The following is a 20,765-nucleotide window of genomic DNA, read 5'->3' on the forward strand; positions in this document are numbered from 1 at the left end:
ATCCTCGGCTGGATCGCCGTGCTGACGGCGCTGCCCGCGCTGGTCATCGCGCCCATGAGCTTCGAGCAGCAGATCGCGCTGTCGGTCGGCATATTCCTGGCCGCGCTCGTCACCAACCGGTTTCGCGGTCGTTTCGCCAGCCTGGTGCTGATCTTCCTGTCGGTCGTCGTGTCCTCGCGCTACACCTACTGGCGCGTGACCGAGACCATGTTCATGGACAACCCGGTCGACTTCGTGCTGGGCGTGGGCCTGCTGATGGCCGAGCTCTACGCCTTCGTGGTGCTGCTGCTGGGCTACGTGCAGACCGCCTGGCCGCTGGAGCGCAAGCCGGTGCCGTTGCCGGAGGATCCGGCCGAGTGGCCCACGGTCGACCTGTTCATTCCGACCTACAACGAGTCGCTGTCGGTGGTGCGCCAGACCGTGCTGGCCGCGCAGCTGATCGACTGGCCGCGCGAAAAGCTCAAGATCTTCGTGCTCGACGACGGCCGCCGCGACGAGTTCCGCGTGTTCTGCGAGGAGGTCGGCGTGACCCACGTCACGCGCGACAACAACCGGCACGCCAAGGCAGGCAACATCAATGCCGCGCTGAAGCACACCACGGGCGAGTTCGTCGCGATCTTCGATTGCGACCACATCCCCACGCGCTCGTTCATGCAGATCGCCATGGGCTGGTTCGGGCGCGACCCGAAGCTCGGCATGGTCCAGCTGCCCCACTATTTCTTCTCGGCCGACCCCTTCGAGCGCAACCTCGACACCTTCGGCACGGTGCCCAACGAGGGCGAGCTGTTCTACGGCCTGATCCAGGACGGCAACGACCTGTGGAACGCTACCTTCTTCTGCGGCTCCTGCGCGGTGCTGCGCCGGACCATCGTCGAGGAAGTGGGCGGCATCGCGGTGGAGACCGTGACCGAAGACGCCCACACCGCGCTGAAGATGCACCGCCTGGGCTACACCACCGCCTACCTGGCGCTGCCGCAGGCGGCCGGCCTCGCCACCGAAAGCCTCTCGGGCCACGTGGGCCAGCGCATCCGCTGGGCGCGCGGCATGGCGCAGATCTTCCGCATCGACAACCCGCTGTTCGGCCGTGGCCTGCACTGGGCGCAGCGCCTTTGCTACGTGAACGCGATGCTGCACTTCTTGTACGGCCTGCCGCGTCTCATCTACCTGACGGCGCCGCTGGCCTACCTGTACTTCGGCGCGAGCGTGATCCACGCATCCGCCTCAATGATCTTCGCCTTCGCGCTGCCGCACATCCTGCACGCCAACCTGACCAACAGCCGCATCCAGGGGCGCTTCCGCTACCTGCTGTGGAACGAGGTGTACGAGGCGGTGCTAGCCTGGTACATCTTCCGCCCGACGCTGGTGGCGCTCATCAACCCCAAGCTGGGGAGCTTCAACGTGACGGCCAAGGGCGGCCTGATCGAGAAGGAGTACTTCGACAGCAGCATCGCCAAGGCCAGCCTGGTGCTGCTGGCGCTGAACTTCGTCGGCGTGTGCCTGGGGCTGTGGCGCCTGAGCTGGGTCGACCCGCAGAACATCGCCACCGTCTGGCTCAACCTCGCCTGGACGGTCTACAACATGATGATCCTGGGCGCCTGCGTGGCGGCGGCCAACGAGTCGCGCCAACTTCGCAGTTCGCACCGCGTGGAACTCAGCCTGCCGGCCACGCTGTACTTTGCCGACGGCCGCTCGCTCCGCTGCAACACCTTCGACTTTTCCAGCGGCGGACTCGGCGTGGAGCTGCCGCAGGACATGAAGCTCGACCCCGAGACCCCGGTCGACATCGCGCTCTACCGCAACGACCAGGAGTCGCGGTTCGCGGCCACGGTGCGTTTCAGCGGCGGCAAGCGGCTGGGCCTGAGCTTCGTGCCGATGAGCTTCGCGCAGGAGCGCGCGCTGGTGCAGTGCACGACCGCGCGCGCCGACATCTGGGCCGCGCGCTGGGGCAATCACCCGCGCGTGCCTATCCACCGCGTGCTCGGCCACCTGATCCGCATCAGCGGCACGGGCTTCCGCGACATGTTCAGCCACTACTACCGCGCCACCGCCGCGCGGTTGCGCCCCGCCAAAGCAAAGGAATCCACGTGATGTTCACCCCGCGCGCGCGTCGCCCCGACGCGCCCCTCGTCCGAGCATCCTCGCTCCGCGCCAGTACCGTGCTGCTCGCGGTGGCCCTTGCCTGCGCCACGAGCGCAGTGGCGCAGCCGAATCCGGCCGGCACGCCGGCGGCAGGCGGCGCCGTGGCGGGCGCCAGCGTGCGCGAGCTCAACCTCACGCAGCTGGGCATCGACTACGCAGTGCAGCTGCGCGGCATCAGCGGCACGATCGGCATCCCGTTCAACGTGCGCGCCGACGAGCTGGTCACAGCCGCCTCGTTCAGGCTGAACTACGCGTACTCGCCCTCGCTGATCCCGGAGCTGTCACACCTGAAGGTCACGGTCAACGACGTGCTGGTGGCCACGCTGCCGGTGAACCGCGCCGATGCGGGCAAGCCGCAGACGGCCGAGATCCCGATCGACCGGCGCCTGATCACCGAGTTCAACCGCATCAACGTGCAGCTCGTGGGCCACTACACGCGCGAATGCGAAGACCCGGCCCACACCAGCCTGTGGGCGCACATCGACGCGTCCAGCGCACTGAAGCTGACGGTGACGCCGCTGAAGCTCGCGAACGACCTCGCGAAGCTGCCCTTGCCCTTCTTCGATCGCCGCGACGTGCAGCGCGCGCGCATTCCCTTCGTCTTCGGCACCGCCGCGGCGGGCCCGGTGCTCGAGGCGGCCGGCGTCGTGTCGTCATGGTTCGGCGCGCTGGCCGACTACCGCGGCGCGACCTTCCCGGTGTCCGGCGGCGAGCTGCCCACGGGCCACGCGGTGGTGTTCGTCACGCCGGAGTCGAGCGTTCCGGGCCTCGCGCTGCCCGCGATCCAGGGGCCGGGCCTCGCAGTGGTCGACAACCCGCGCGACGCCTCCGGCAAGCTGCTGCTGGTGATGGGCCGCACGCCGGCCGACCTGCGCACCGCCGCCGCCGCGCTGACGCTCAACAGCAAGGCCTTCGCGGGCGCCGCAGCCGCGGTCACCGCCTTCCAGGAGCCGCCGGCGCGCAAACCCTACGATTCGCCGCGCTGGGTTCCGAGCGACCGGGCGCTGCAGCTCGGCGAGCTGGCGACGGCCGCCGACCTCTCGGTGACGGGCTACAACCCCGACGTGGTCCGCGTCAACCTGCAGCTGCCGCCCGATCTCTTCACCTGGCGCAGCCGCGGCATTCCGCTCGACCTGCGCTACCGCTACACGCCGCGCGTGCGGCCCGACCAGTCGACGCTGAACGTCAACGTCAACGACAACTTCGTGGGCGGGCTGCCGCTGCGCTCGGCCAACCCGGCCGGCGACCGCTGGTGGAACCCGCTGGCCGTGAAGCTGATGCCCGACGGCACGCTGGCCGAGCGCAAGGAAGTGATCCTGCCGCCGCTGGCCATGGGCCCGCGCAGCCAGCTGCGCCTGCACTACTACTTCGAGCCCGTGGGCGGACGCTGCGTGCCGCAGCTGGACAACGTGCGCGGCGCGATCGACCCGACCTCCACCATCGACGTGTCGGGCTTCCCGCACTTCATCGCGATGCCCGAGCTCGCGGCCTACGCCAACGGCGGCTTCCCGTTCTCGCGCATGGCCGACCTGTCGGAAACCGCGGTGATCCTGCCCCCGCAGCCCGACAGCGCCGACACCGAGACCTATCTCGGCCTGCTCGGCCAGATCGGCCGCTCCACCGGCTACCCTGCGCTGCGCGTGAAGGTGGGCACGCCTTCCGAGGCCACGCAGCTGGCCGACAAGGACCTGCTGGTGATCGGCAACCTGCAGAGCCAGCCGCTCTTCGCGCAGTGGGCCGACAAGATGCCGCTCAAGCGCAACGGCACCGCGCCCGAGATCAAGCTCGGCAGCTGGATCGACACCACCATCGACTTCGTGATCGGCGCGCGCACGCGCGAAGACCTGCCCGGCTCGATGCAGATCGCCATCAGCGGCGACGGCCGCGACGCCGTGCTCGCGGGCTTCGAGTCGCCGCTGCACGCCGGTCGCAGCGTGGTCGCGGCCATCACCGGCCCCGACTCGAAGGAAGCGCTGCTCAACACGCTGATGACGCCCGAACTGCTCAAGCGCGTGCAGGGCAGCATGACGATCATGCGCGACACGCAGGTCAACAGCGTGCTCGGCGGCGACACCTACTACGTCGGCCGCCTGCCGCCCATCGCCTGGGTGCAATGGAACCTGTCCCGCAGCCCGCTGATGCTGGCCGGGCTGGTGCTCGTGCTGGCGCTGCTGGGCGCGGCCGTGTCGTATGCAGGGCTGCAGCTGCGGGCGCGGCGTCGCCTGTCGGTCGGCAAGAAGAGCAAGTAGCCGATCCATGCGACGACCGACGACCATGTCCGCACACCGGCGCGCCCTGCTGGGCGCAGCCGGGCTCGCGCTGGCGCTGCCGAAGCTCGCGGCGGCAGCGCCGCCTTCGACGCCTGCGCCCTCGCCGGCGCCCCCCGCCACCTGCCACCCGGCCACCGACTGGGTCGCCTTCGCCGCGCGCCACATCCAGGCCGACGGCCGGGTGATCGACTTCAACACGCCGCAGCAGCAGTCGACCTCCGAAGGCCAGTCCTACGGCATGTTCTTCGCGCTGGTGCACAACGACCGCCCCGCGTTCGCCCGCATGCTGGCCTGGACCGAGGCCAATCTTGCCGGCGGCAGCCTCGCGAAGAAGCTGCCCGCCTGGCAATGGGGCCGCAAGCCCGAAGGGGGCTGGGGCGTGCTCGACCCCAATGCCGCATCGGATGCCGACCTCTGGATCGCCTATGCGCTGATGGAAGGCGGCCGGCTGTGGAACGACGCCGGCTACCGCGCGCTCGGCCGCAGCCTGCTGGCGCTGGCCGTGCGCGAGGAAGTGGTGGCGCTGCCCGGCCTCGGCCGCATGCTGCTGCCCTGGCCCAAGTCGGTGGCCAGCGGAACGGCGTGGCGGCTCAACCCCAGCTACATGCCGCTGCAGCTGCTGCGCTACTTCCAGCAGGCCGACCCCACGGGTCCGTGGGGCGAGGTCACCGACAACACGCTGCGCATGTTCGGCGCGATCACGCCCAAGGGCTTCGCGCCCGACTGGTGCGCCTGGTCGGCGGACGAACGCGCCTTCGTGGCCGATCCGCAGAAAGGCGTTACCGGCAGCTACGACGCCATCCGCGCCTACCTCTGGGCGGGCATGCTTTCCGACAAGGATCCGGCCCGCAAGATGCTGCTGCTGAACCTGCGCGGCCCCGGGCAACTGCTGGCCGAGCGCCAACCGCTGCCCGAGTACGTCGACACCGTGACCGGTGCCGCCCGGGGCATGGCGCCGCTCGGCTTCGCGGGCGCGATGCTGCCCTACCTCAAGGCGATCGGCGCCGACGACGCGCTGGCCACGCAGGTCGCGCGCGTGCCGGGCGGCCGCGCCGCGCCGGCCGCCCCCGGCACGGCGCCCTTGCCCTACTACGAACAATGCCTGCTGCTTTTCGGTCAGGCCTGGCTCGACGGCCGATACGAATTCGGCCGCAACGGCCAGCTGCAAACCTCATGGAGAACGCTATGCCGTCCCAATCGACCGGCCTGAAGCCAGGACGTCACCTTTCTCTTGCCCGAGCCTCCGTGGCCGCGCGGCCCTTTGCGCTGTCGCCGCAGTCGCGGCAGTGGATGGCCTGCTTCGGCATGCTCGCGGCGCTGTGCGCGGGCAACCCCGCGCAGGCGCAGGTCGATGCCGGTGCGGCGCTGACCGAACAGGGCAACTACTGGCAGGCCCAGGGCCGCGCCGAGCTCGCCGAGGAAAGCTGGAAGAAGCTGCTGAGCATCCAGCCCCAGTCGACCGACGCGATGTACGGCATGGCGCAGGTCGAACTGTCACGCGGCAACACCGAAGCGGCGCGCGGCTGGATCGCGCGGCTGCGCAGCGCAAGCCCGAACGACGCCCGCCTGGCGCGCCTGCAGCAGCAGGCGCAGCAACCCGGCGGCGGGCAAAGCACGCTGCAGCGCGCCCGCGCCGCCGCGCGTGCCGGCCGCGCCGCCGAGGCGGTGGAGCTGTACCGCAGCCAGTTCGACAACCGTCCGCCGCCGGAAGCGCTGGCGCTGGAGTTCTACCAGGTGCTGGCCAGCACGCCCCAGGGCGCGGACGAGGGCCGCCGCGGCCTCGAGCAACTGGTAAAGGACCATCCGGACAACGCGAACTACAGGCTCGCGCTCGCGCAGCAGAAGACCTACAGCGAGTCCACCCGCCGCGCGGGCATCCGCGAACTGGTCGAGCTGACGAAGCAACCCGCCGTGGCCACGGCCGCGCGCGCCGCCTGGCGCCAGGCGCTGATCTGGCTCGACGCACGGCAGCCCGATGTCGCGCTCTACCAGGAATACCTGGGCAGCAACCAGAACGATGCCGCAGTGGCCGCACGGCTGGACACGCTGACCAAGGCGAAGACGGCTGCGGCGAACACGCCCGGCGTGCCCGTGGGCGAAGGCTTCCAGGCCCTCGACCGGGGCGACCCGGCCACCGCCGAACAGCGCTTCCAGCAGGCCCTGCGGACCAAGCCGGACGACAGCGAAGCCCTGGGCGGCCTCGGCCTCGTGCGGCTGCGCCAGGAACGCTTTGCCGAGGCGCAGGAGTTGCTGGAACGCGCGGCGCGCGGTGGCGGCAGCAAATGGAATTCGGCGCTGCAGAGCGCCACCTACTGGACTCTCGTTGGCCAGGCCCGCGCCGCGCAGTCGAAGAACGATGCGCGCGGCGCGCAGTCGCTCTACGAGCGCGCCGTGCGCATCGACCCGCGCGAGCCCGTGGGCCAGAACGCGCTGGCCGACCTGCGCGCGGCCGCCGGCGACTACGCCCAGGCCGAGCAGGGCTACAAGCGCGTGCTCGAGAGCAAGCCGCAGAACACGCAGGCGCTGAACGGCCTGATCTCGCTGTACGGCGCCACCGGCCGCCCCGACGAGGCGCTGGCGCTGTCGCGCCGCCTCACGCCAGAGCAGGCCACGCAGCTCGGCGGCCTGCGCAACCTGCAGGTCGACCAGGCCCGCAACCGCGCCCGACAGCAGGCCGATGCCGGCGACGCGGCCGGCGCGCAACGCACGCTCGAGGACGCGATGCTTGCGGCACCCGACAGCCCGTGGGTGCGCCTCGACCTGGCCAACATCTACCGCAAGCAGGGCCTGGTGTCCGAGGCGCGCGGCGTGATGGAAGGGCTGCTGATGTCGCAGCCCGACATGCCCGATGCGCTCTACGCCAGCGCCCTGCTCGCCTCCGAGACCGGCGACGCGGCCGCGGGCATCCAGTACCTCGAACGCATTCCCGCTGGCTCGCGCACGCGCGACATGGCGGCGCTTCAACGCCGCCTGTGGGCGCAGTCGCAGGCCGCTCGCGCGCTCGCGCTGGCCCGCCAGGGCCAGGCCGATGCGGCGCGCGGCGTGCTCGCGCAGGCCGAGGCCACGCTGGGCGCCGACATGCCGGCCGAGCTGTGGGGCCAGCTCGCGGGCGCCTATGCCGAGATCGGCGATGCGCCGCGCGCCCTCGCCATGAGCCGCCAGCTGCTGGCGCGCACGCCGGTGCCGAGCACCGGCGACCGGTTGCTCTATGCGTCGGTGCTGCTCAAGACGAAGCAGGACATCGAACTGTCGGCCGTGCTGCGCCAGCTCGCAGGCACCAGCATGACCGCCTCCCAGCGCAACGACTTCGACAGCCTGCGCATAGCTTTCGCGCTTCGCCAGACCGACGCGCTGCGCGAAGCCGGCAACCTCGAGGCCGCCTACAACGCGATGGCGCCGGTGCTCGCCGAGCGCCCGGAAGACCCGCAGGTGCTGGCCGCGCTGGCGCGCCTGTATTCGGCAGCACGCGACGAAGGACAGGCGCTGGGGCTGTACCAGCGCATCCTGCAGCGCAGCCCGACCGACCTCGATACCTTGCTCGCCGCCGCCGCGAGCGCCAGCGCGCAGCGCGAACACAGCCAGGCCGAGAACTACGTGATGGCCGCGCTGAAGCAGGCGCCCGACCAGTCGCGCGTGCTGGCTGCCGCCGGGCGCGTGTATCGCAACGCGGGCGAAAGCCGCAAGGCCGAGCAGTACCTGCGCGCGGCACTGGAGGCCGAACGGCAGGTGGCTTCCGGCGGCTTCGCGCCGGGCGGCGTGCCCATGCAGCAGATGCCTTCGGCCAATCCGTTCGCAGGCATGACGGGCGGCGCCCCGGGTGCGGCCGTGCCCGCCGGAGCCCTGCCCGCCAACGGCAATCCGTTCGCGCAGGTGCGCATGCAGCCGGCGGTCTATCCGGCGGCTGCGGGTGCTGCAACCTATCCAGCGGGCTACCCGGCCGCATCGGCCTACCCGGCGGCGCAGCAGCAGGCCTATCCGGGCTACCCGGTTGCCGCCGCGCCGGCCGCGTATCCGCCCGGTGCGTTGCCCTGGGGTTCCACGGCACCGGCCGCCTCGGGCGCCAAGGGCCGCCAGCCGACCGCGAAGACATCGACGCGTACCGCGCGCAACAACGCGACCGGCAACGTGCCGCAGACCTCGGCCTACATCGCGCCGTCGATGCAACCCGTGCCGCAATACCCGGTGCCGGGGAGCGGCCAGGTCGCGCCGGTCTACATCCCGCAGGCCGCGGCGCCCGCCGGCTATCCGGCCTATCCGCAGGCCAATGCCGCCTACGCGCAGGCCAACACCGCGCGCCCCGAGCCGAGCTGGAATGCGCCGCTGCGCAGCGCGCCCGCCAGCTCGCTGGCCTCGGAGGTGCAGGAACTCGAATCGCAGCGCGCGATAAGCCTCACCGCAGGCACGGTCTACCGCAACCGCGCGGGCGAGGCCGGCCTGAGCAGGCTCTCCGACTTCCAGCTGCCGGTGCAGGCGCGCTTTCCGGTCGGCGAAGGCAAGATCGTCGTGGGCGTGACGCCCACGGTGCTCGATGCCGGCACGCCCGCGAGCGACTACCCCACCGGCAGCCGCTTCGGCGGCGGCCCGGCGGCAGCCCTCAATGCGCTGAGCACCGGCGCCTCGGCCGGCCAGCAGAACGCGTCCGGCGTCGGCCTGAACGTGGGCTACGAGGGCAAGAACTTCGAGGCCGGCATCGGCACCACGCCGCTGGGCTTTCCCACGACCAACGTGGTCGGCAACGTCACCTTCAAGGGCAGCTTCGGCGACTCCTGGAACTACAAGGCCGACGTCTCCCGCCGCGCCGTGACCGACAGCGTGCTGTCGTTCGCCGGCGCGAAGGACGAGCGCACCAACGAGCGCTGGGGCGGCGTGGTCGCCACCGGCGTGCGCGGCGACATCGGCTACGACGACGGCACCTACGGCGTGTACAGCTACCTGGCGGCGCACGGCATCACCGGCAAGAACGTGGCGAGCAACTCGCGCGTGGAGACCGGCGGCGGCGCCTACCTGCACCTGCTGAACAACCCGAACTCCAAGCTGACGCTGGGCATGAACATCGGGCTCATGGGCTACGAGAAGAACCTGAGCTACTACACCTTCGGGCAAGGTGGCTACTTCAGCCCGCAGAGCTTCGTGAGCGTGGCCTTCCCGGTGGACTGGAGCGGGCGCAGCGACCGGCTCTCGTGGCGCCTGAACGCCTCGCTGGGCGTGCAGTCGTTCAACCAGAAGGCGTCGCCCTACTTCCCGACGGATGCGTCGCGCAACAGCGCGGCATCGACCGCCGCCTACCAGGCGCTGGCGTTGGGCCTCAGCAGCTCGGCCTACAACAACATGTACGCAGGCAGCTCCAAGACCGGCCTGGCCTACAACTTGGCCGCGGTGCTGGAGTACCAGCTGGCGCCGAAGATGTTCCTCGGCGGTGCGCTGGGCTTCAACAACGCGCAGAACTACCGGCAATTCACCGGCAGCGTCTACCTGCGCTACGTGTTCGGCGGTTCGAACAGCATCGGCGTGCCCGGATACGACGGCGGTGGCGCCACGCTGAGGCCGATGACTTCGCCCTACACGCCGTTGCTCTGACGGCCCGAAGGCCCGCTGCCGCAGTCAGGCGGCGCCGGGCTTCACCGCAGCGCCGGGGCCTGGCGATCCGTCCTTGCCCCACAGCGGCGCCTGCTCGTATTTGGCGACCCATCCCGCGATGTCCTTTGCCGCCATCGGCATTGCGATGCCGTAGCCCTGGGCCAGCGTGCAGCCGAGGGCGAGCAGTGCCTCGCCCTGCTTTGCTGTTTCGACACCCTCGGCCACGGCCGTGAGCCCGAGCGCGTGAAGCAGCGCGATGATGCCCTGCACGATGGCCCGGTCCTGGCTGTTGTCGAGCATGCCGCGCACGAAGGACTGGTCGATCTTCACGGTCGACACCGGCAGCTGACGCAGGTAGGTGAGCGATGAATATCCGGTGCCGAAGTCGTCGATGGTGACGCCCACGCCCAGCATCTTGCAGGCCTCCACGAACAGCGCGACGTTCGCGAACTGGCTGATCGCCGTGGTCTCGAGGATCTCGAGCTCCAGCATGCCCTCGCCCTGCTTCGGAAACTGCGCCAGGTGCCGCGCGAGCCGCTCGACGAAGTCCCAGCGCATCATGTGGCGCGGGGCCACGTTCACGCTCACCGAAATCTGCAGGCCCGCGAGGCGCCACTGGTGCGCCTGCCACAGGGCCGTGGCGATGGCCCAGTCGCCGACCTGCTCGACCAGCTGGTCGTCCTCGATCAGCGGGACGAACTGCGCGGGCGGCAGCAGGCCGCGTTCAGGGTGCTGCCAGCGGATCAGCGCCTCGACGCCGACCACCACGCCGCGCCGCATGTCGACCTTGGGCTGGTAGACCAGGAAGAACTCGCCCTGCAGCAGTCCTTCCTGGATGCGCTGGCGCTCGCGCACCACCTGCTCGTCGGCGCGGGCGCGCGGAGCGTCGAAGTAGTGCACCTTGCCATCGGCCGCGCGCTTGGCGAAGAAGGCCGCGTGCTGCGCCTGGCGCAGTGCGGTCTCGGGGGGCGGGCCGTTGCTGTCGAGCAGCATGGCACCGATGCTCGCGTCGATGCTGGCTGTCTGGTCGCGCCAGATCCAGGGCTCGGCCAGCGAGGTCTGGATGCGTTCGAGCACCTGCGCGCACTGCGAGGCCCCGAGGCCGGCGAACAGGGCTGCGAACTCGTCGCCGCCCACCCGGGCCATCACGCTCTCGCGCGGCAGCTCGGCCTTGATGCGCTGGGCCACCTCCTCGAGGGCGGCATTGCCCGCGACCATGCCCATGCGCTCGTTCAACTGGGCAAAGCGGTCGACGTCGACGTAGCAGACCGCGGCCAGGCGCTTGCCGGCGCGGGCCCAGTCGGCCATCAGCGGACGCAGCACCTCGTCCGGCGGAAGTCGGGCCGATCCGTCGTAGTACGAAGGCAATGAGACGGGTGGTTGCTGGTTCGACAAAAGACTGGGGCTCCGGAAGTCGCGGACTATTGTTCTCCCAATTCGATCTGATCCGCGCCTGATGACGAAAATTTGTTACAGGCGCTGTGTGAACACCACAACACTTGCGAAAAAAAGCTGTGCCGGCCTAACCGCAATACGCGCCCACCACTCGGCCGGTGGGCTCGACCTGCACATTGAGCCGCATCATGTCCTGCGCCGGGTCCGCGGGCTCGGTGGCCAGCACGGTGCGGGCCATGCGGGCACCGGCGCGCTGGCGCATTTCTTCCAGCAGTTGCTGGCTGATGCGCAACCCCAGGCCGAAGCGCACGGACGCCGCCTGGCAGGTTTCCGGCGGCGTGACGAAGCTCGGCGGCTCGGGGACTTCCGATGTCAGGGGCCGGTCGGCGGGGGGTGCCTGGCAGCCGGCCAGCACAAGGCCCAGAACCAGGGCCACGGCTGGCAGACCAGGCCGGTATCGACCGTTCGTGATGCGCATCTTTCTTGCTCCTTCTTCAAGCTGCTTCAAGCTGGGCGGAAGCTTATTCAACTCCGGGGACGGTCCTGTGGCACAGGTTAAGCCAGCGAGCAGCGAAGCATCAACTAAATCACGCGAGCTCCCATCGGCGTCGCACCCCGCGCGTATGCTGAAGGCGGCTCCCAGTCAAAGCCCGTGGATCTCGAAACCATGACATCACCCTCTTCCACCGTTTTCCTGATCGACGTCGACAACACGCTGCTCGACAACGACCGCGTCATCGCCGATCTTGGCACCCGCCTCGAACAGGCCCTCGGTGCCGACAGCGCCGGCCGCTACTGGACGGCCCTCGAGCAATTGCGCGACGAACTCGGCTACGTCGACTACCTCGGCGCCCTGCAGCGCTACCGCGCCGGGGAAAGCAGCCTCGGCATGAGCGACCCGCGGCTGCTGCAGATGTCGAACTTCCTCATCGACTACCCGTTCGCCGACAGGCTCTACCCCGGCGCGCTGGAAACGCTGGAACACCTGCGCCGGCACGGGCCCACGGTGATCCTGTCGGATGGCGACGTGGTGTTCCAGCCGCGCAAGGTGCAGCGCTCGGGCCTCTGGGAGGCCACCGGGGGCCGCGTGCTGATCTACGTGCACAAGGAAGAGATGCTCGACGCCGTCGAGCAGAGCCACCCCGCCCGGCACTACGTAATGATCGACGACAAGCTGCGCATCCTGTCGGCCATGAAGGCCATCTGGGGACCGCGTCTTACAACGGTCTTCGTGCGGCAAGGGCACTATGCGCTCGACACGCAGGCCATCGCGGCCTACGCTCCCGCCGACATCACCGTCGAGCGCATCTCGGATCTCATCAACTTCGACTTCCCATCGACATGAGCCAGGCAACCAATCCTCTCGCGGGCAAGCCCGCCCCCCTCGAACTGCTGGTCGACGTGCCACGCCTCGTCTCGGCCTACTACACCGGTCGGCCCGATCCGTCGGTGCCCTCGCAGCGCGTGGCCTTCGGTACCTCGGGGCATCGCGGCTCCTCGTTCGACGACGCGTTCAACGAATGGCACGTGCTGGCGATCAGCCAGGCCATCTGCGACTACCGCAGGCAGAAAGGCATCGACGGGCCGCTGTTCCTGGGCATCGACACGCATGCGCTGTCGACGCCGGCCTTCGGCAGCGCGGTCGAGGTGCTCGCGGCCAACGGCGTGGAGCTGATGATCTCGAAAGACGACGAGTACACGCCGACGCCGGCCGTGTCGCACGCCATCCTGGTCTACAACCGCGGCCGCACGAGCGGCCTGGCCGACGGCATCGTCATCACGCCCTCGCACAACCCGCCCGAGAGCGGCGGCTTCAAGTACAACCCGCCCAACGGCGGACCGGCAGGCACCGACATCACCTCGGCCGTCGAGGCGGCGGCCAACAGGATGCTGGCGAACGGGCTCGAAGGCGTGAAGCGCATGCCGCTCGCGCAGGCGCTGCGCGCATCCACCACGCACCGGCACGACTACCTGAACACCTACGTCGAAGACCTGGCCCAGGTGCTCGACATGGACGCGATCCGCGACGTGAACCTCGACCTCGGCGTCGATCCGCTGGGCGGTGCCGGCGTGCGCTACTGGCCCGCGATCGCCGAGCGCTACAAGCTCACTCGGCTGAACGTGCTGAGCCGCGAAGTCGACCCGACCTTCCGCTTCATGTCGCTCGACTGGGATGGCCGCATCCGCATGGACCCGTCGTCGCCCGACGCCATGCACAAGCTGATCGAACTCAAGGACCGCTTCGGCATCGCCTTCGCCTGCGACACCGACCACGACCGCCACGGCATCGTCTCGGGCAGCACCGGGCTGATGCAGCCCAACAGCTACCTCGCGGTGATGATCGACTACCTCTACACGCACCGCCCGCACTGGCCGGCGCAGGCAGCCGTCGGGAAGACGGTGGTCAGCAGCCAGATGATCGACCGGGTCGCGACCCGGCTCGGACGCAGGCTGCACGAGGTGCCGGTGGGCTTCAAGTGGTTCGTCGACGGACTGGTCGATGCCTCGCTGGCCTTCGGCGGCGAGGAAAGCGCGGGCGCGACCTTCCTGCGCAAGGACGGTTCGGTATGGACCACCGACAAGGACGGCCTGGTGCCCGCCCTGCTCTCGGCCGAGATCGCCGCGCGCACCGGGCGCGACCCGGGCGAGCGCTATGTCGAGCTGACGCAGGCGCTGGGCAAGCCGGTGTCCGACCGGGTGGACGCGCCTGCCACTGTCGAGCAGAAGAAGCGCCTGTCGAGCCTGTCGCCGGAGCAGATCCGCTCGACCGAGCTTGCGGGCGACAGGATCGTCGAGGTGCTGAGCCATGCGCCGGGCAACGGCGCGGCCATCGGCGGCGTGAAGGTGGTGACGGCGAACGGCTGGTTCGCTGCGCGGCCCTCGGGCACCGAGAACATCTACAAGATCTACGGCGAGAGCTTCAAGGGCAAGGAACACCTGGCGCGCATCCTCGAAGAAGCGCAGCACGTGGTGGACGGGGCGTTGTCGGGGAGCTGAAGCCGCATGCGGACACTGGTGCTGCGGCTGAACCCGGGCGACGACCTGCGCGCGTCGCTCGACTCGGCGCTGAAGCAAAGTGGCGACGAGGCGGCCTTCGTCGTCTCCGGCATCGGCAGCCTGAGCGGGGCGAGCATCCGGTTCGCGGGCGCCGAGACCCCGGCGCATATCGAAGGCGACCTGGAAATCCTCACGCTGGCGGGCAGCCTGTCGCCGGACGGCTCGCACCTTCACATCAGCGTGTCGGACTCGGCTGGACGGGTCTTCGGCGGTCATGCCGCGCCCGGCTGCACGGTGCGCACCACGGCGGAGATCCTGATCGCCGTGCTGCCCGACTGGCAGTTCGCGCGCGAGCACGATCCGCTCACCGGCCATGCAGAACTGAGCCCGCGCCGGAAGCCCTGAAGCTCAGCCTTCCAGCGCCTCCACTCGCAGCATCGTGATCGTGCCCGCTACTTCGGCACGCGCCTGCAGCGCATGCACGGCGAGATCGAGCGCGCCTTGCTCCACCGGCCCGGTCAGCACCAGCACCTGCGGACCCGCGCCGGACCGCTCGGCCGCCAGCGCGACCTGGCGCACAGGCACCCTCTGATCCGCGAGGCTGGCCGCGACCGCCTGGATCTGGCCGACCGCATGCACCGGCACGCGCAGGTAGTGCGAGGTGTGCACGGCGGCGCGCGGCAGCACGGCGAGCGCGTTGGTCGCGTGGGCGTGAACGCCGAGGTGCGGCACATGCTGCGCGGCGGCCACCCCGTCGAGCCGTGCCACGTCCACGAGGTCGGCAATCACGGCCGATGCCGTCTGCTCCGAACCTGCGCCCGCGCCGTAGTACATCGTGAGGCCCGCTGCGTCGCTCTTGACCATGACGGCGTTCATCGAGCCCTTCACCTGCGCCATCAGGTGGTCCGCGGGCACGAGCGCGGGCTGCACGCGCAGCTCGACGCCGGATGCCTGCCGGCGCGCCACGCCCAGCAGCTTGATGCGGTAGCCGAGCTGCTCGGCGCAGGCCACGTCCACGCCCTGCAGCGCGGTGATGCCCTCGACCTGAGCGTCGGCGAAGCGCAGCGGCATGCCGAAGGCGTTGGCGGCGAGCAGGGTCAGCTTGTGGGCGGCGTCGATGCCTTCGATGTCGAAGGTCGGGTCGGCTTCCGCATAGCCCAGCGCCTGGGCCTGTGCGAGCGCGGCGTCGAAGTCCAGCCCCTCGTCGCGCATCTTGCTCAGGATGAAGTTGGTGGTGCCGTTGATGATGCCGGCCACCCATTCGATGCGGTTGGCCGCCAGGCCCTCGCGCAGCGCCTTGATGATGGGGATGCTCACGGCCACCGCGCCTTCGTAGGCCACGATCACGCCCTTTTCGCGCGCGGCCGCGAAGATCTCGGCGCCGTGCACGGCCAGCAGGGCCTTGTTGGCCGTCACCACGTGCTTGCCGTGCGCGATGGCCGCCAGCACCCAGTCGCGCGCCGGGCCGGTGCCGCCGGCCACTTCCACCACCACGTCGACATCGGGGTGGGTCGCAACCTGCATTGCGTCGGCCGTGAGCACGACGCCCTCTCCCACGATGCCGGCGGCCCGCTGCAGGTTGCGCGCGGCAACCATCACCAGCTCGATCGACCGGCCGGCCCGCGCCGCGATGTCGGCCCGGTTGCGCGCCAGCACGCGGAAGGTGCCCGAGCCCACGGTACCGATGCCGATCATCCCCACGCGCAGGGTACGGATGGCTGCCGGGCGGTGGTGCAGGGGCTCTAAGGATTCAACGGGATCGCGGTACATGGACATCTCCAGACGAAAAACAAAACCCAGCTGCCAGAGCTGGGTTCATTCGTTCGGGGAGAGAGCGATACACCAGGTGGCTGCCGGAACGGCCACCTGCGCGTGTCAGGTGACCGCGGTGGTAATGGTGGTAATCATTCGAGCAACAACCATCGCCTGCGCGGAGGCAGGCGGCATCATGCGAGCCATCAGGGCTGCGTTGGATGCGGGGTGGAGGTTGGGGCGCGACATGAAGGCTTGGAGTGTACAGGAGCCGCGCGGCGACCGGCTCAGGGCGCCGCCGACAGCCGCTTTTCGAGCCACACGCTGTAGCGCGAGAGCCCGAAGCACAGCACCCAGTACACCGCAGCGACGAAGAGATAGCCTTCGAGGTAGAACGGCCGCCACGTAGGGTCGCCGCCCAGCGCCAGACCCAGTGCGCCGGTCAGCTCGAACAGGCCGACCACGGTGACGAGCGAGGTGTCCTTCAGCGTGCCGACCACGTTGTTGGTGAGCGCGGGCACGACGAGGCGCAGCGCCTGCGGCAGCACGATGTCGCGCTGCACCGGCCAGCGGCCGAAGCCCAGCGCCATGGCCACCTCGGTCTGTCCGCGAGGCACGGCTTGCAGGCCGCCGCGGATGATTTCCGCCAGATAAGCCGCCACGAACAGCGCAAGGCCCGCGAGCACCCGCACGAGCACGTCGGGCTGCCATCCGGCCGGCCACAGCAGCGGCAGCAGGAACGAGGCCATGAACAGCACCGAAATCAACGGCACGCCGCGCACGAGTTCGATGTAGCTCGCGCTCAAGGTGCGTACCACGGGCCAGCCCGACCGGCGCCCCAGCGCGAGCAACAAAGCCAGCGGAAAGGCCAGCGCCAGTCCCACCACCGCGAGCCCGATGGTCAGCGGCAGGCCACCCCAGCGGCCGGTCGGCACATGGATCAGGCCCGGCACGCCACCGCGCATCAGCAGCACGAACAGCAGCAGCGCGACGATCCACAGCGGAACCAGCCACCAGCGCCAGCTGCGCGGCCAGGCGCTGAGCATCGTCACGGCGGAAAGCACGACGACGGCGACGGCGGGACGCCATTGCTCTTCATACGGAAAGCGCCCGAACAGCATCGGCCGCCACTTCTCGGCCACCACGCCCCAGCAGGCGCCGTGCTGGACGGCACGGCAGGCTTCCGCATCAGGCCGGAACACCGCGTGCACGATGCCCCACTCGACGACGTGGAACCCGCCCCATGCGAGCAGCGCCAACAGCAGCACCGTCGCAAGCGAGCGCAGCGGCGAACCCCAGAGTTCGCTGCGCCATGCGATCGGCCCTTGCGTGACGCTCCTCATCGCCAGCCCCGCAATGCGACGCGCGCGTTGTAGCGGTTCATGCCGAAGGAGATCAGCAACGACAGCAGCAGGTAGACCGCCATGATGATCGCGATGCACTCGAAGGCGCGCCCGTTCGTTCCGATGGTGGTGTTGGCCACCGACACCAGTTCCGGATAGCCCACGGCCACCGCCAGCGACGAATTCTTGGTAAGGCTCAGCAGCTGGTTGGTAAGCGAAGGCACGATCACGCGAAGCGCCTGCGGCAGCACGACGATGCGCAGTTGCTGCACCGGCGACAGCCCGAGCGCCTGCCCCGCCAGCACCTGCCCCTGCGACACCGAGAGGATGCCCGCGCGAACGATTTCCGCCACGAAGGCGGCCGAATAGAAGCTCAGGCCCGCCACGATCGTCACGTACTCCGGGCTCAGGGCCGCACCGCCGCTCACGCCGAAGTCACCGCGCTCGGGAAGCTCGAAATGCAGGCCGCCCTCGCCCACCATCGGCCAAGGCACGCTGAGACCGCCCTTGCTGAGCCAGACACCCGGCAACAGCCGCACCGGCTCGGTCGGGTCGGGCAGCAGGTTCGCCATCGCGAAGGCCAGCATCAGCAGCTGCACCAGCAACGGCACGTTGCGCAGCAGCTCGACATACGCGGTGCAGATCCCGCGCAACAGCACATGCGGCGCCAGCCGGCCGATGCCGATGAGCGTGCCCAGCACGACCGAGAAGATGGCCGCAGGCACGGCGGCGCGCACCGTATTGATCAGGCCCGCGAGAAAGGCGCGCCAGAACGGCTGGCTGGCGTCGAAGTCGAGCCAGCCTTCGCTGATCGAAAAGCCCGCAGGCTCGGTGAGAAAGTCGAAGCCCGAACGCACGCCGCGTGCGCGAAGCACCTCGAGCGCATGGTGCACCACCCACACCGCGCCGGCCACCACAGCCAGCACCAGCAGCGCCTGGACGGCCCACGCCAGCCAGACCCCGCGCGATGACGACATAACGGCGCCTCTACGGATGGTCATTGCATCGTGGGGAAGCGATCCGATGCCAGGAACACCGCGGAACCGGCTTTGCCGGGCCGCAGGTGTTGCCCCCGGCGAGGGGGTTGGCGAAGCGACACGAAGTGCGCGAAGCCTGGAGAAGGACTCATCTGACCGGGGGTGCGTAGATCAGGCCGCCCTTGCTCCAGAGATTATTCGAGCCGCGCGGCAGCTTGAGCACCGACTTCGGCCCGACGTTGCGCTCGAAGATCTCGCCGTAGTTGCCCACGGCCTTGATCGCGCGGAACGACCAGTCCTTGTCGAGGCCCAGCAGCTTGCCGAGGTCTTCACCGGTGCCGACCAGGCGCTGCTGCGCCGGGTCCTTGCTGTTGGCCTTGAGCTCGTCGGCGTTGGCCTGCGTGACACCGAATTCCTCGGCCTCGATGAGCGCATTGGGCACCCACTTGGCGATGGCGAACCACTCGTCGTCGCCGCGGCGCACCAGGGGCGCCAGGGGCTCCTTGGAAATCAGCTCGGGCAGAATGATGTAGTCGTCGGGGTTCGACGCTTCCTTGTTGCGCAGGCCGGCCAGCGCCGAGGCGTCGGTCGTGAAGGCCTGGCAGCGCCCCGAGAAGAAGGCCTTGAACGAGGCCTCGAAGCTCTCGAAGACGACCGTCTTCACCGGGATGTTCTGGGCGCGGAAGTAGTCGGAAACGTTCTTCTCGTTGGTGGTGCCCGACTGGGTGCAGATGGTGGCGTTCTTGAGCTGCCTGGCGCTCGTCACCTTGAGCTTCTTCGGCACCAGGAAGCCCTGGCCGTCGTAGTAGGTGATGGTGGTGAAGTTGAAGCCCAGCGAGGCGTCGCGCGTGAGCGTCCAGGTGGTGTTGCGCGCGAGGATGTCGATTTCGCCGGCCTGCAGGGCCGAGAAGCGCTGCTGCGAATTGAGCGGCACGAAGTCGACCTTCTTGCCGTCGCCGAGCACGGCCGCCGCGATGGCGCGGCAGGTGTCGACGTCGAGGCCCGACCAGTTGCCTTGCGTGTCCGGTGCGGAAAAGCCCGCCACGCCGTTGGTCACGCCGCACTTGACGGTGCCGCGCTGCTTGACCGCGTCGAGCGTCTTGCCGGCGAAAGCCGGTGCGGCGCAGGCCAGTGCAATGGCGCCTGCGGCCGCGAGCAGAACCGGGCGGAATCGTTCGTTCATCATTGGTGTTCTCCTCAACAGTAAGCAAAAGGCAGTGTACGGGCCGACACCGGACTCTGCCAAAGAACTCCGGGTTGGATGCATATGCGTCGCCCAGGGCTGGCTCGATGTGCCGCAGGTTCACTACCATACGGCCCTTCAACCACCACTCCAATGGAATAAACACAATGGTCAAATCCGACGACACCGGCAAGTTCATCCTGCGCGTTTCGCTTGGCGTGCTGATCCTGCTGCATGGCATCGCCAAGCTGCAAGGCGGCGTCGGCTTCATCTCGGGCATGCTGGCCCAGCACGGGCTGCCGGGCGCATTGGCCTACCTGGTCTACATCGGCGAGGTGGTGGCACCCGTGCTGCTGATCATCGGCCTGTACACGCGCCCTGCTGCGTGGATCGTGGCCATCAACATGCTGGTGGCGTTCGCGCTGGTTCACATGAAGGACCTGACCTCGCTCGGCAAGCAAGGCGGCTGGGCTCTGGAACTGCAGGGCATGTTCCTGTTCGCGGCGCTTGCCCTCGCCTTCATGGGTGGCGGCCGCTTCGCGCTCAGCACGAAATACAACTGATCTGGCTCAATCGTCGTCGGCTGCGTCGAGGCCCGGAAACAGGACCTCGGTGTAGCCGAAGCGCGAGAAGTCGCGCACCCTCATCGGATACAGCTTGCCCAGCAGGTGATCGACTTCGTGCTGCACCACGCGCGCATGGAAGCCGGTGGCGACCCGGTCGATCGGGTCGCCGTACGGATCGAAGCCGGCATAGCGGATGTTGGCGAAGCGCGGCACCACGCCGCGCAGGCCTGGCACCGACAGGCACCCTTCCCAGCCCTCTTCCTCCTCGTCGTTCAGCGGCGTGATGACGGGGTTCAGCAGCACGGTGCGCGGCACCGGCGGTGCGTCGGGATAGCGGGGGTTAACGACGTCGGTGCCGAAGATCACGATCTGCTGATCGACGCCGATCTGCGGTGCGGCAAGGCCGGCGCCGTTGACCGCATGCATGGTCTCGAACATGTCGCGCACCAGCAGGTGCAGTTCGTCGGTATCGAAGGCGGCGACCGGCTGCGCGATGCGCAGCAGCCGAGGGTCGCCCATTTTCAGGATTTCGCGGATGGCCATGGCGGGATTATCGCGACAGCCTC

The 20,765-nt window shown here is 69.3% G+C and carries 15 protein-coding genes; 8 read left to right on the forward strand and 7 right to left on the reverse strand.

Features of this window, described 5'->3' with window-relative positions:
- The 4 genes from bcsA to EJO71_RS32570 form a co-directional block, all read left to right on the forward strand.
- The coding region (bcsA, locus tag EJO71_RS32555) for a UDP-forming cellulose synthase catalytic subunit (protein ID WP_125952774.1) at positions 1-2,088 on the forward strand (2,088 nt) is incomplete at its 5' end.
- On the forward strand, positions 2,088-4,388 hold the full coding sequence (gene bcsB / locus EJO71_RS32560) for a cellulose biosynthesis cyclic di-GMP-binding regulatory protein BcsB (RefSeq protein WP_125952775.1): 2,301 nt from the start codon (positions 2,088-2,090) through the stop codon (positions 4,386-4,388). The genes bcsA and bcsB, both read left to right, overlap by 1 nt.
- A gap of 25 nt (positions 4,389-4,413) precedes the next feature.
- Complete coding sequence (bcsZ, locus tag EJO71_RS32565) at positions 4,414-5,619, forward strand: cellulose synthase complex periplasmic endoglucanase BcsZ (protein WP_164546963.1); 1,206 nt, start codon at positions 4,414-4,416, stop codon at positions 5,617-5,619.
- Complete coding sequence (locus tag EJO71_RS32570; RefSeq protein WP_125952777.1) at positions 5,595-9,986, forward strand: cellulose biosynthesis protein BcsC; 4,392 nt, start codon at positions 5,595-5,597, stop codon at positions 9,984-9,986. The genes bcsZ and EJO71_RS32570 overlap by 25 nt, the downstream gene beginning before the upstream one ends.
- 24 nt (positions 9,987-10,010) lie before the next feature.
- On the opposite strand, the gene EJO71_RS32575 is transcribed toward EJO71_RS32570, so the two are convergent.
- The gene (locus tag EJO71_RS32575) at positions 10,011-11,381 is read right to left on the reverse strand and encodes a bifunctional diguanylate cyclase/phosphodiesterase (RefSeq protein ID WP_125952778.1); all 1,371 of its coding nucleotides are present in this window, start codon (positions 11,379-11,381) and stop codon (positions 10,011-10,013) included.
- A gap of 127 nt (positions 11,382-11,508) precedes the next feature.
- The gene (locus EJO71_RS32580; protein ID WP_240651593.1) at positions 11,509-11,817 is read right to left on the reverse strand and encodes a hypothetical protein; all 309 of its coding nucleotides are present in this window, start codon (positions 11,815-11,817) and stop codon (positions 11,509-11,511) included.
- A 231-nt stretch (positions 11,818-12,048) separates the two neighbouring features.
- Between EJO71_RS32580 and EJO71_RS32585 the strand changes: the two genes are divergently transcribed.
- The 3 genes from EJO71_RS32585 to EJO71_RS32595 are packed head-to-tail and all read left to right on the forward strand — an operon-like array spanning position 12,049 to position 14,783.
- A complete protein-coding gene (locus EJO71_RS32585) occupies positions 12,049-12,726 on the forward strand; it encodes an HAD family hydrolase (RefSeq protein WP_125952780.1) in 678 nt (225 codons plus the stop codon).
- Positions 12,723-14,378, forward strand: coding sequence for a phosphoglucomutase (alpha-D-glucose-1,6-bisphosphate-dependent) (pgm, locus tag EJO71_RS32590; RefSeq protein ID WP_125952781.1), 1,656 nt, complete (start codon positions 12,723-12,725; stop codon positions 14,376-14,378). The genes EJO71_RS32585 and pgm overlap by 4 nt, the downstream gene beginning before the upstream one ends.
- A gap of 6 nt (positions 14,379-14,384) precedes the next feature.
- Entirely contained in the window at positions 14,385-14,783 is a 399-nt protein-coding gene (locus tag EJO71_RS32595; protein WP_125952782.1) for a PPC domain-containing DNA-binding protein, read from the forward strand.
- A gap of 3 nt (positions 14,784-14,786) precedes the next feature.
- Here the strand turns inward: EJO71_RS32595 and EJO71_RS32600 are convergent, their stop codons facing one another.
- From EJO71_RS32600 to EJO71_RS32615, 4 genes are all read right to left on the reverse strand, one after another.
- Positions 14,787-16,148: a homoserine dehydrogenase gene (locus tag EJO71_RS32600; protein ID WP_125952783.1), complete on the reverse strand. Its 1,362-nt coding sequence runs from the start codon at positions 16,146-16,148 to the stop codon at positions 14,787-14,789.
- Positions 16,149-16,417: 269 nt separating this feature from the next.
- The gene (locus EJO71_RS32605) at positions 16,418-17,473 is read right to left on the reverse strand and encodes an amino acid ABC transporter permease (RefSeq protein ID WP_125952784.1); all 1,056 of its coding nucleotides are present in this window, start codon (positions 17,471-17,473) and stop codon (positions 16,418-16,420) included.
- Positions 17,470-18,450, reverse strand: a complete 981-nt coding sequence (locus EJO71_RS32610) for an ABC transporter permease subunit (RefSeq protein WP_125952828.1) — start codon at positions 18,448-18,450, stop codon at positions 17,470-17,472. The genes EJO71_RS32605 and EJO71_RS32610 overlap by 4 nt, the downstream gene beginning before the upstream one ends.
- 148 nt (positions 18,451-18,598) lie before the next feature.
- A complete protein-coding gene (locus EJO71_RS32615; protein WP_125952829.1) occupies positions 18,599-19,633 on the reverse strand; it encodes an amino acid ABC transporter substrate-binding protein in 1,035 nt (344 codons plus the stop codon).
- Positions 19,634-19,800: 167 nt separating this feature from the next.
- Here EJO71_RS32615 and EJO71_RS32620 point away from each other — a divergent pair, with 167 nt between their 5' ends.
- Entirely contained in the window at positions 19,801-20,196 is a 396-nt protein-coding gene (locus tag EJO71_RS32620) for a DoxX family protein (RefSeq protein ID WP_125952785.1), read from the forward strand.
- Positions 20,197-20,202: 6 nt separating this feature from the next.
- On the opposite strand, the gene def is transcribed toward EJO71_RS32620, so the two are convergent.
- On the reverse strand, positions 20,203-20,742 hold the full coding sequence (gene def, locus EJO71_RS32625; protein ID WP_125952786.1) for a peptide deformylase: 540 nt from the start codon (positions 20,740-20,742) through the stop codon (positions 20,203-20,205).
- Between the last annotated feature and the right edge of the window lie 23 nt (positions 20,743-20,765).

The sequence above is a fragment of the Variovorax sp. 679 genome, assembly GCF_003952185.1.
Classification (GTDB): Bacteria; Pseudomonadota; Gammaproteobacteria; order Burkholderiales; family Burkholderiaceae_C; genus Variovorax.

What these genes read in the sequence shown, in the direction of transcription:
- EJO71_RS32570 (WP_125952777.1), top strand. Translation starts at nt 5,595, where the DNA reads ATGCCGTCCCAATCGACCGGCCTGAAGCCAGGACGTCACCTTTCTCTT.
- EJO71_RS32610 (WP_125952828.1), bottom strand. Translation starts at nt 18,450, where the DNA reads ATGTCGTCATCGCGCGGGGTCTGGCTGGCGTGGGCCGTCCAGGCGCTG.
- EJO71_RS32600 (WP_125952783.1), bottom strand. Translation starts at nt 16,148, where the DNA reads ATGTACCGCGATCCCGTTGAATCCTTAGAGCCCCTGCACCACCGCCCG.
- bcsZ (WP_164546963.1), top strand. Translation starts at nt 4,414, where the DNA reads ATGTCCGCACACCGGCGCGCCCTGCTGGGCGCAGCCGGGCTCGCGCTG.
- EJO71_RS32595 (WP_125952782.1), top strand. Translation starts at nt 14,385, where the DNA reads ATGCGGACACTGGTGCTGCGGCTGAACCCGGGCGACGACCTGCGCGCG.
- EJO71_RS32620 (WP_125952785.1), top strand. Translation starts at nt 19,801, where the DNA reads ATGGTCAAATCCGACGACACCGGCAAGTTCATCCTGCGCGTTTCGCTT.
- def (WP_125952786.1), bottom strand. Translation starts at nt 20,742, where the DNA reads ATGGCCATCCGCGAAATCCTGAAAATGGGCGACCCTCGGCTGCTGCGC.
- EJO71_RS32615 (WP_125952829.1), bottom strand. Translation starts at nt 19,633, where the DNA reads ATGAACGAACGATTCCGCCCGGTTCTGCTCGCGGCCGCAGGCGCCATT.
- pgm (WP_125952781.1), top strand. Translation starts at nt 12,723, where the DNA reads ATGAGCCAGGCAACCAATCCTCTCGCGGGCAAGCCCGCCCCCCTCGAA.
- EJO71_RS32585 (WP_125952780.1), top strand. Translation starts at nt 12,049, where the DNA reads ATGACATCACCCTCTTCCACCGTTTTCCTGATCGACGTCGACAACACG.
- EJO71_RS32605 (WP_125952784.1), bottom strand. Translation starts at nt 17,473, where the DNA reads ATGAGGAGCGTCACGCAAGGGCCGATCGCATGGCGCAGCGAACTCTGG.
- bcsB (WP_125952775.1), top strand. Translation starts at nt 2,088, where the DNA reads ATGTTCACCCCGCGCGCGCGTCGCCCCGACGCGCCCCTCGTCCGAGCA.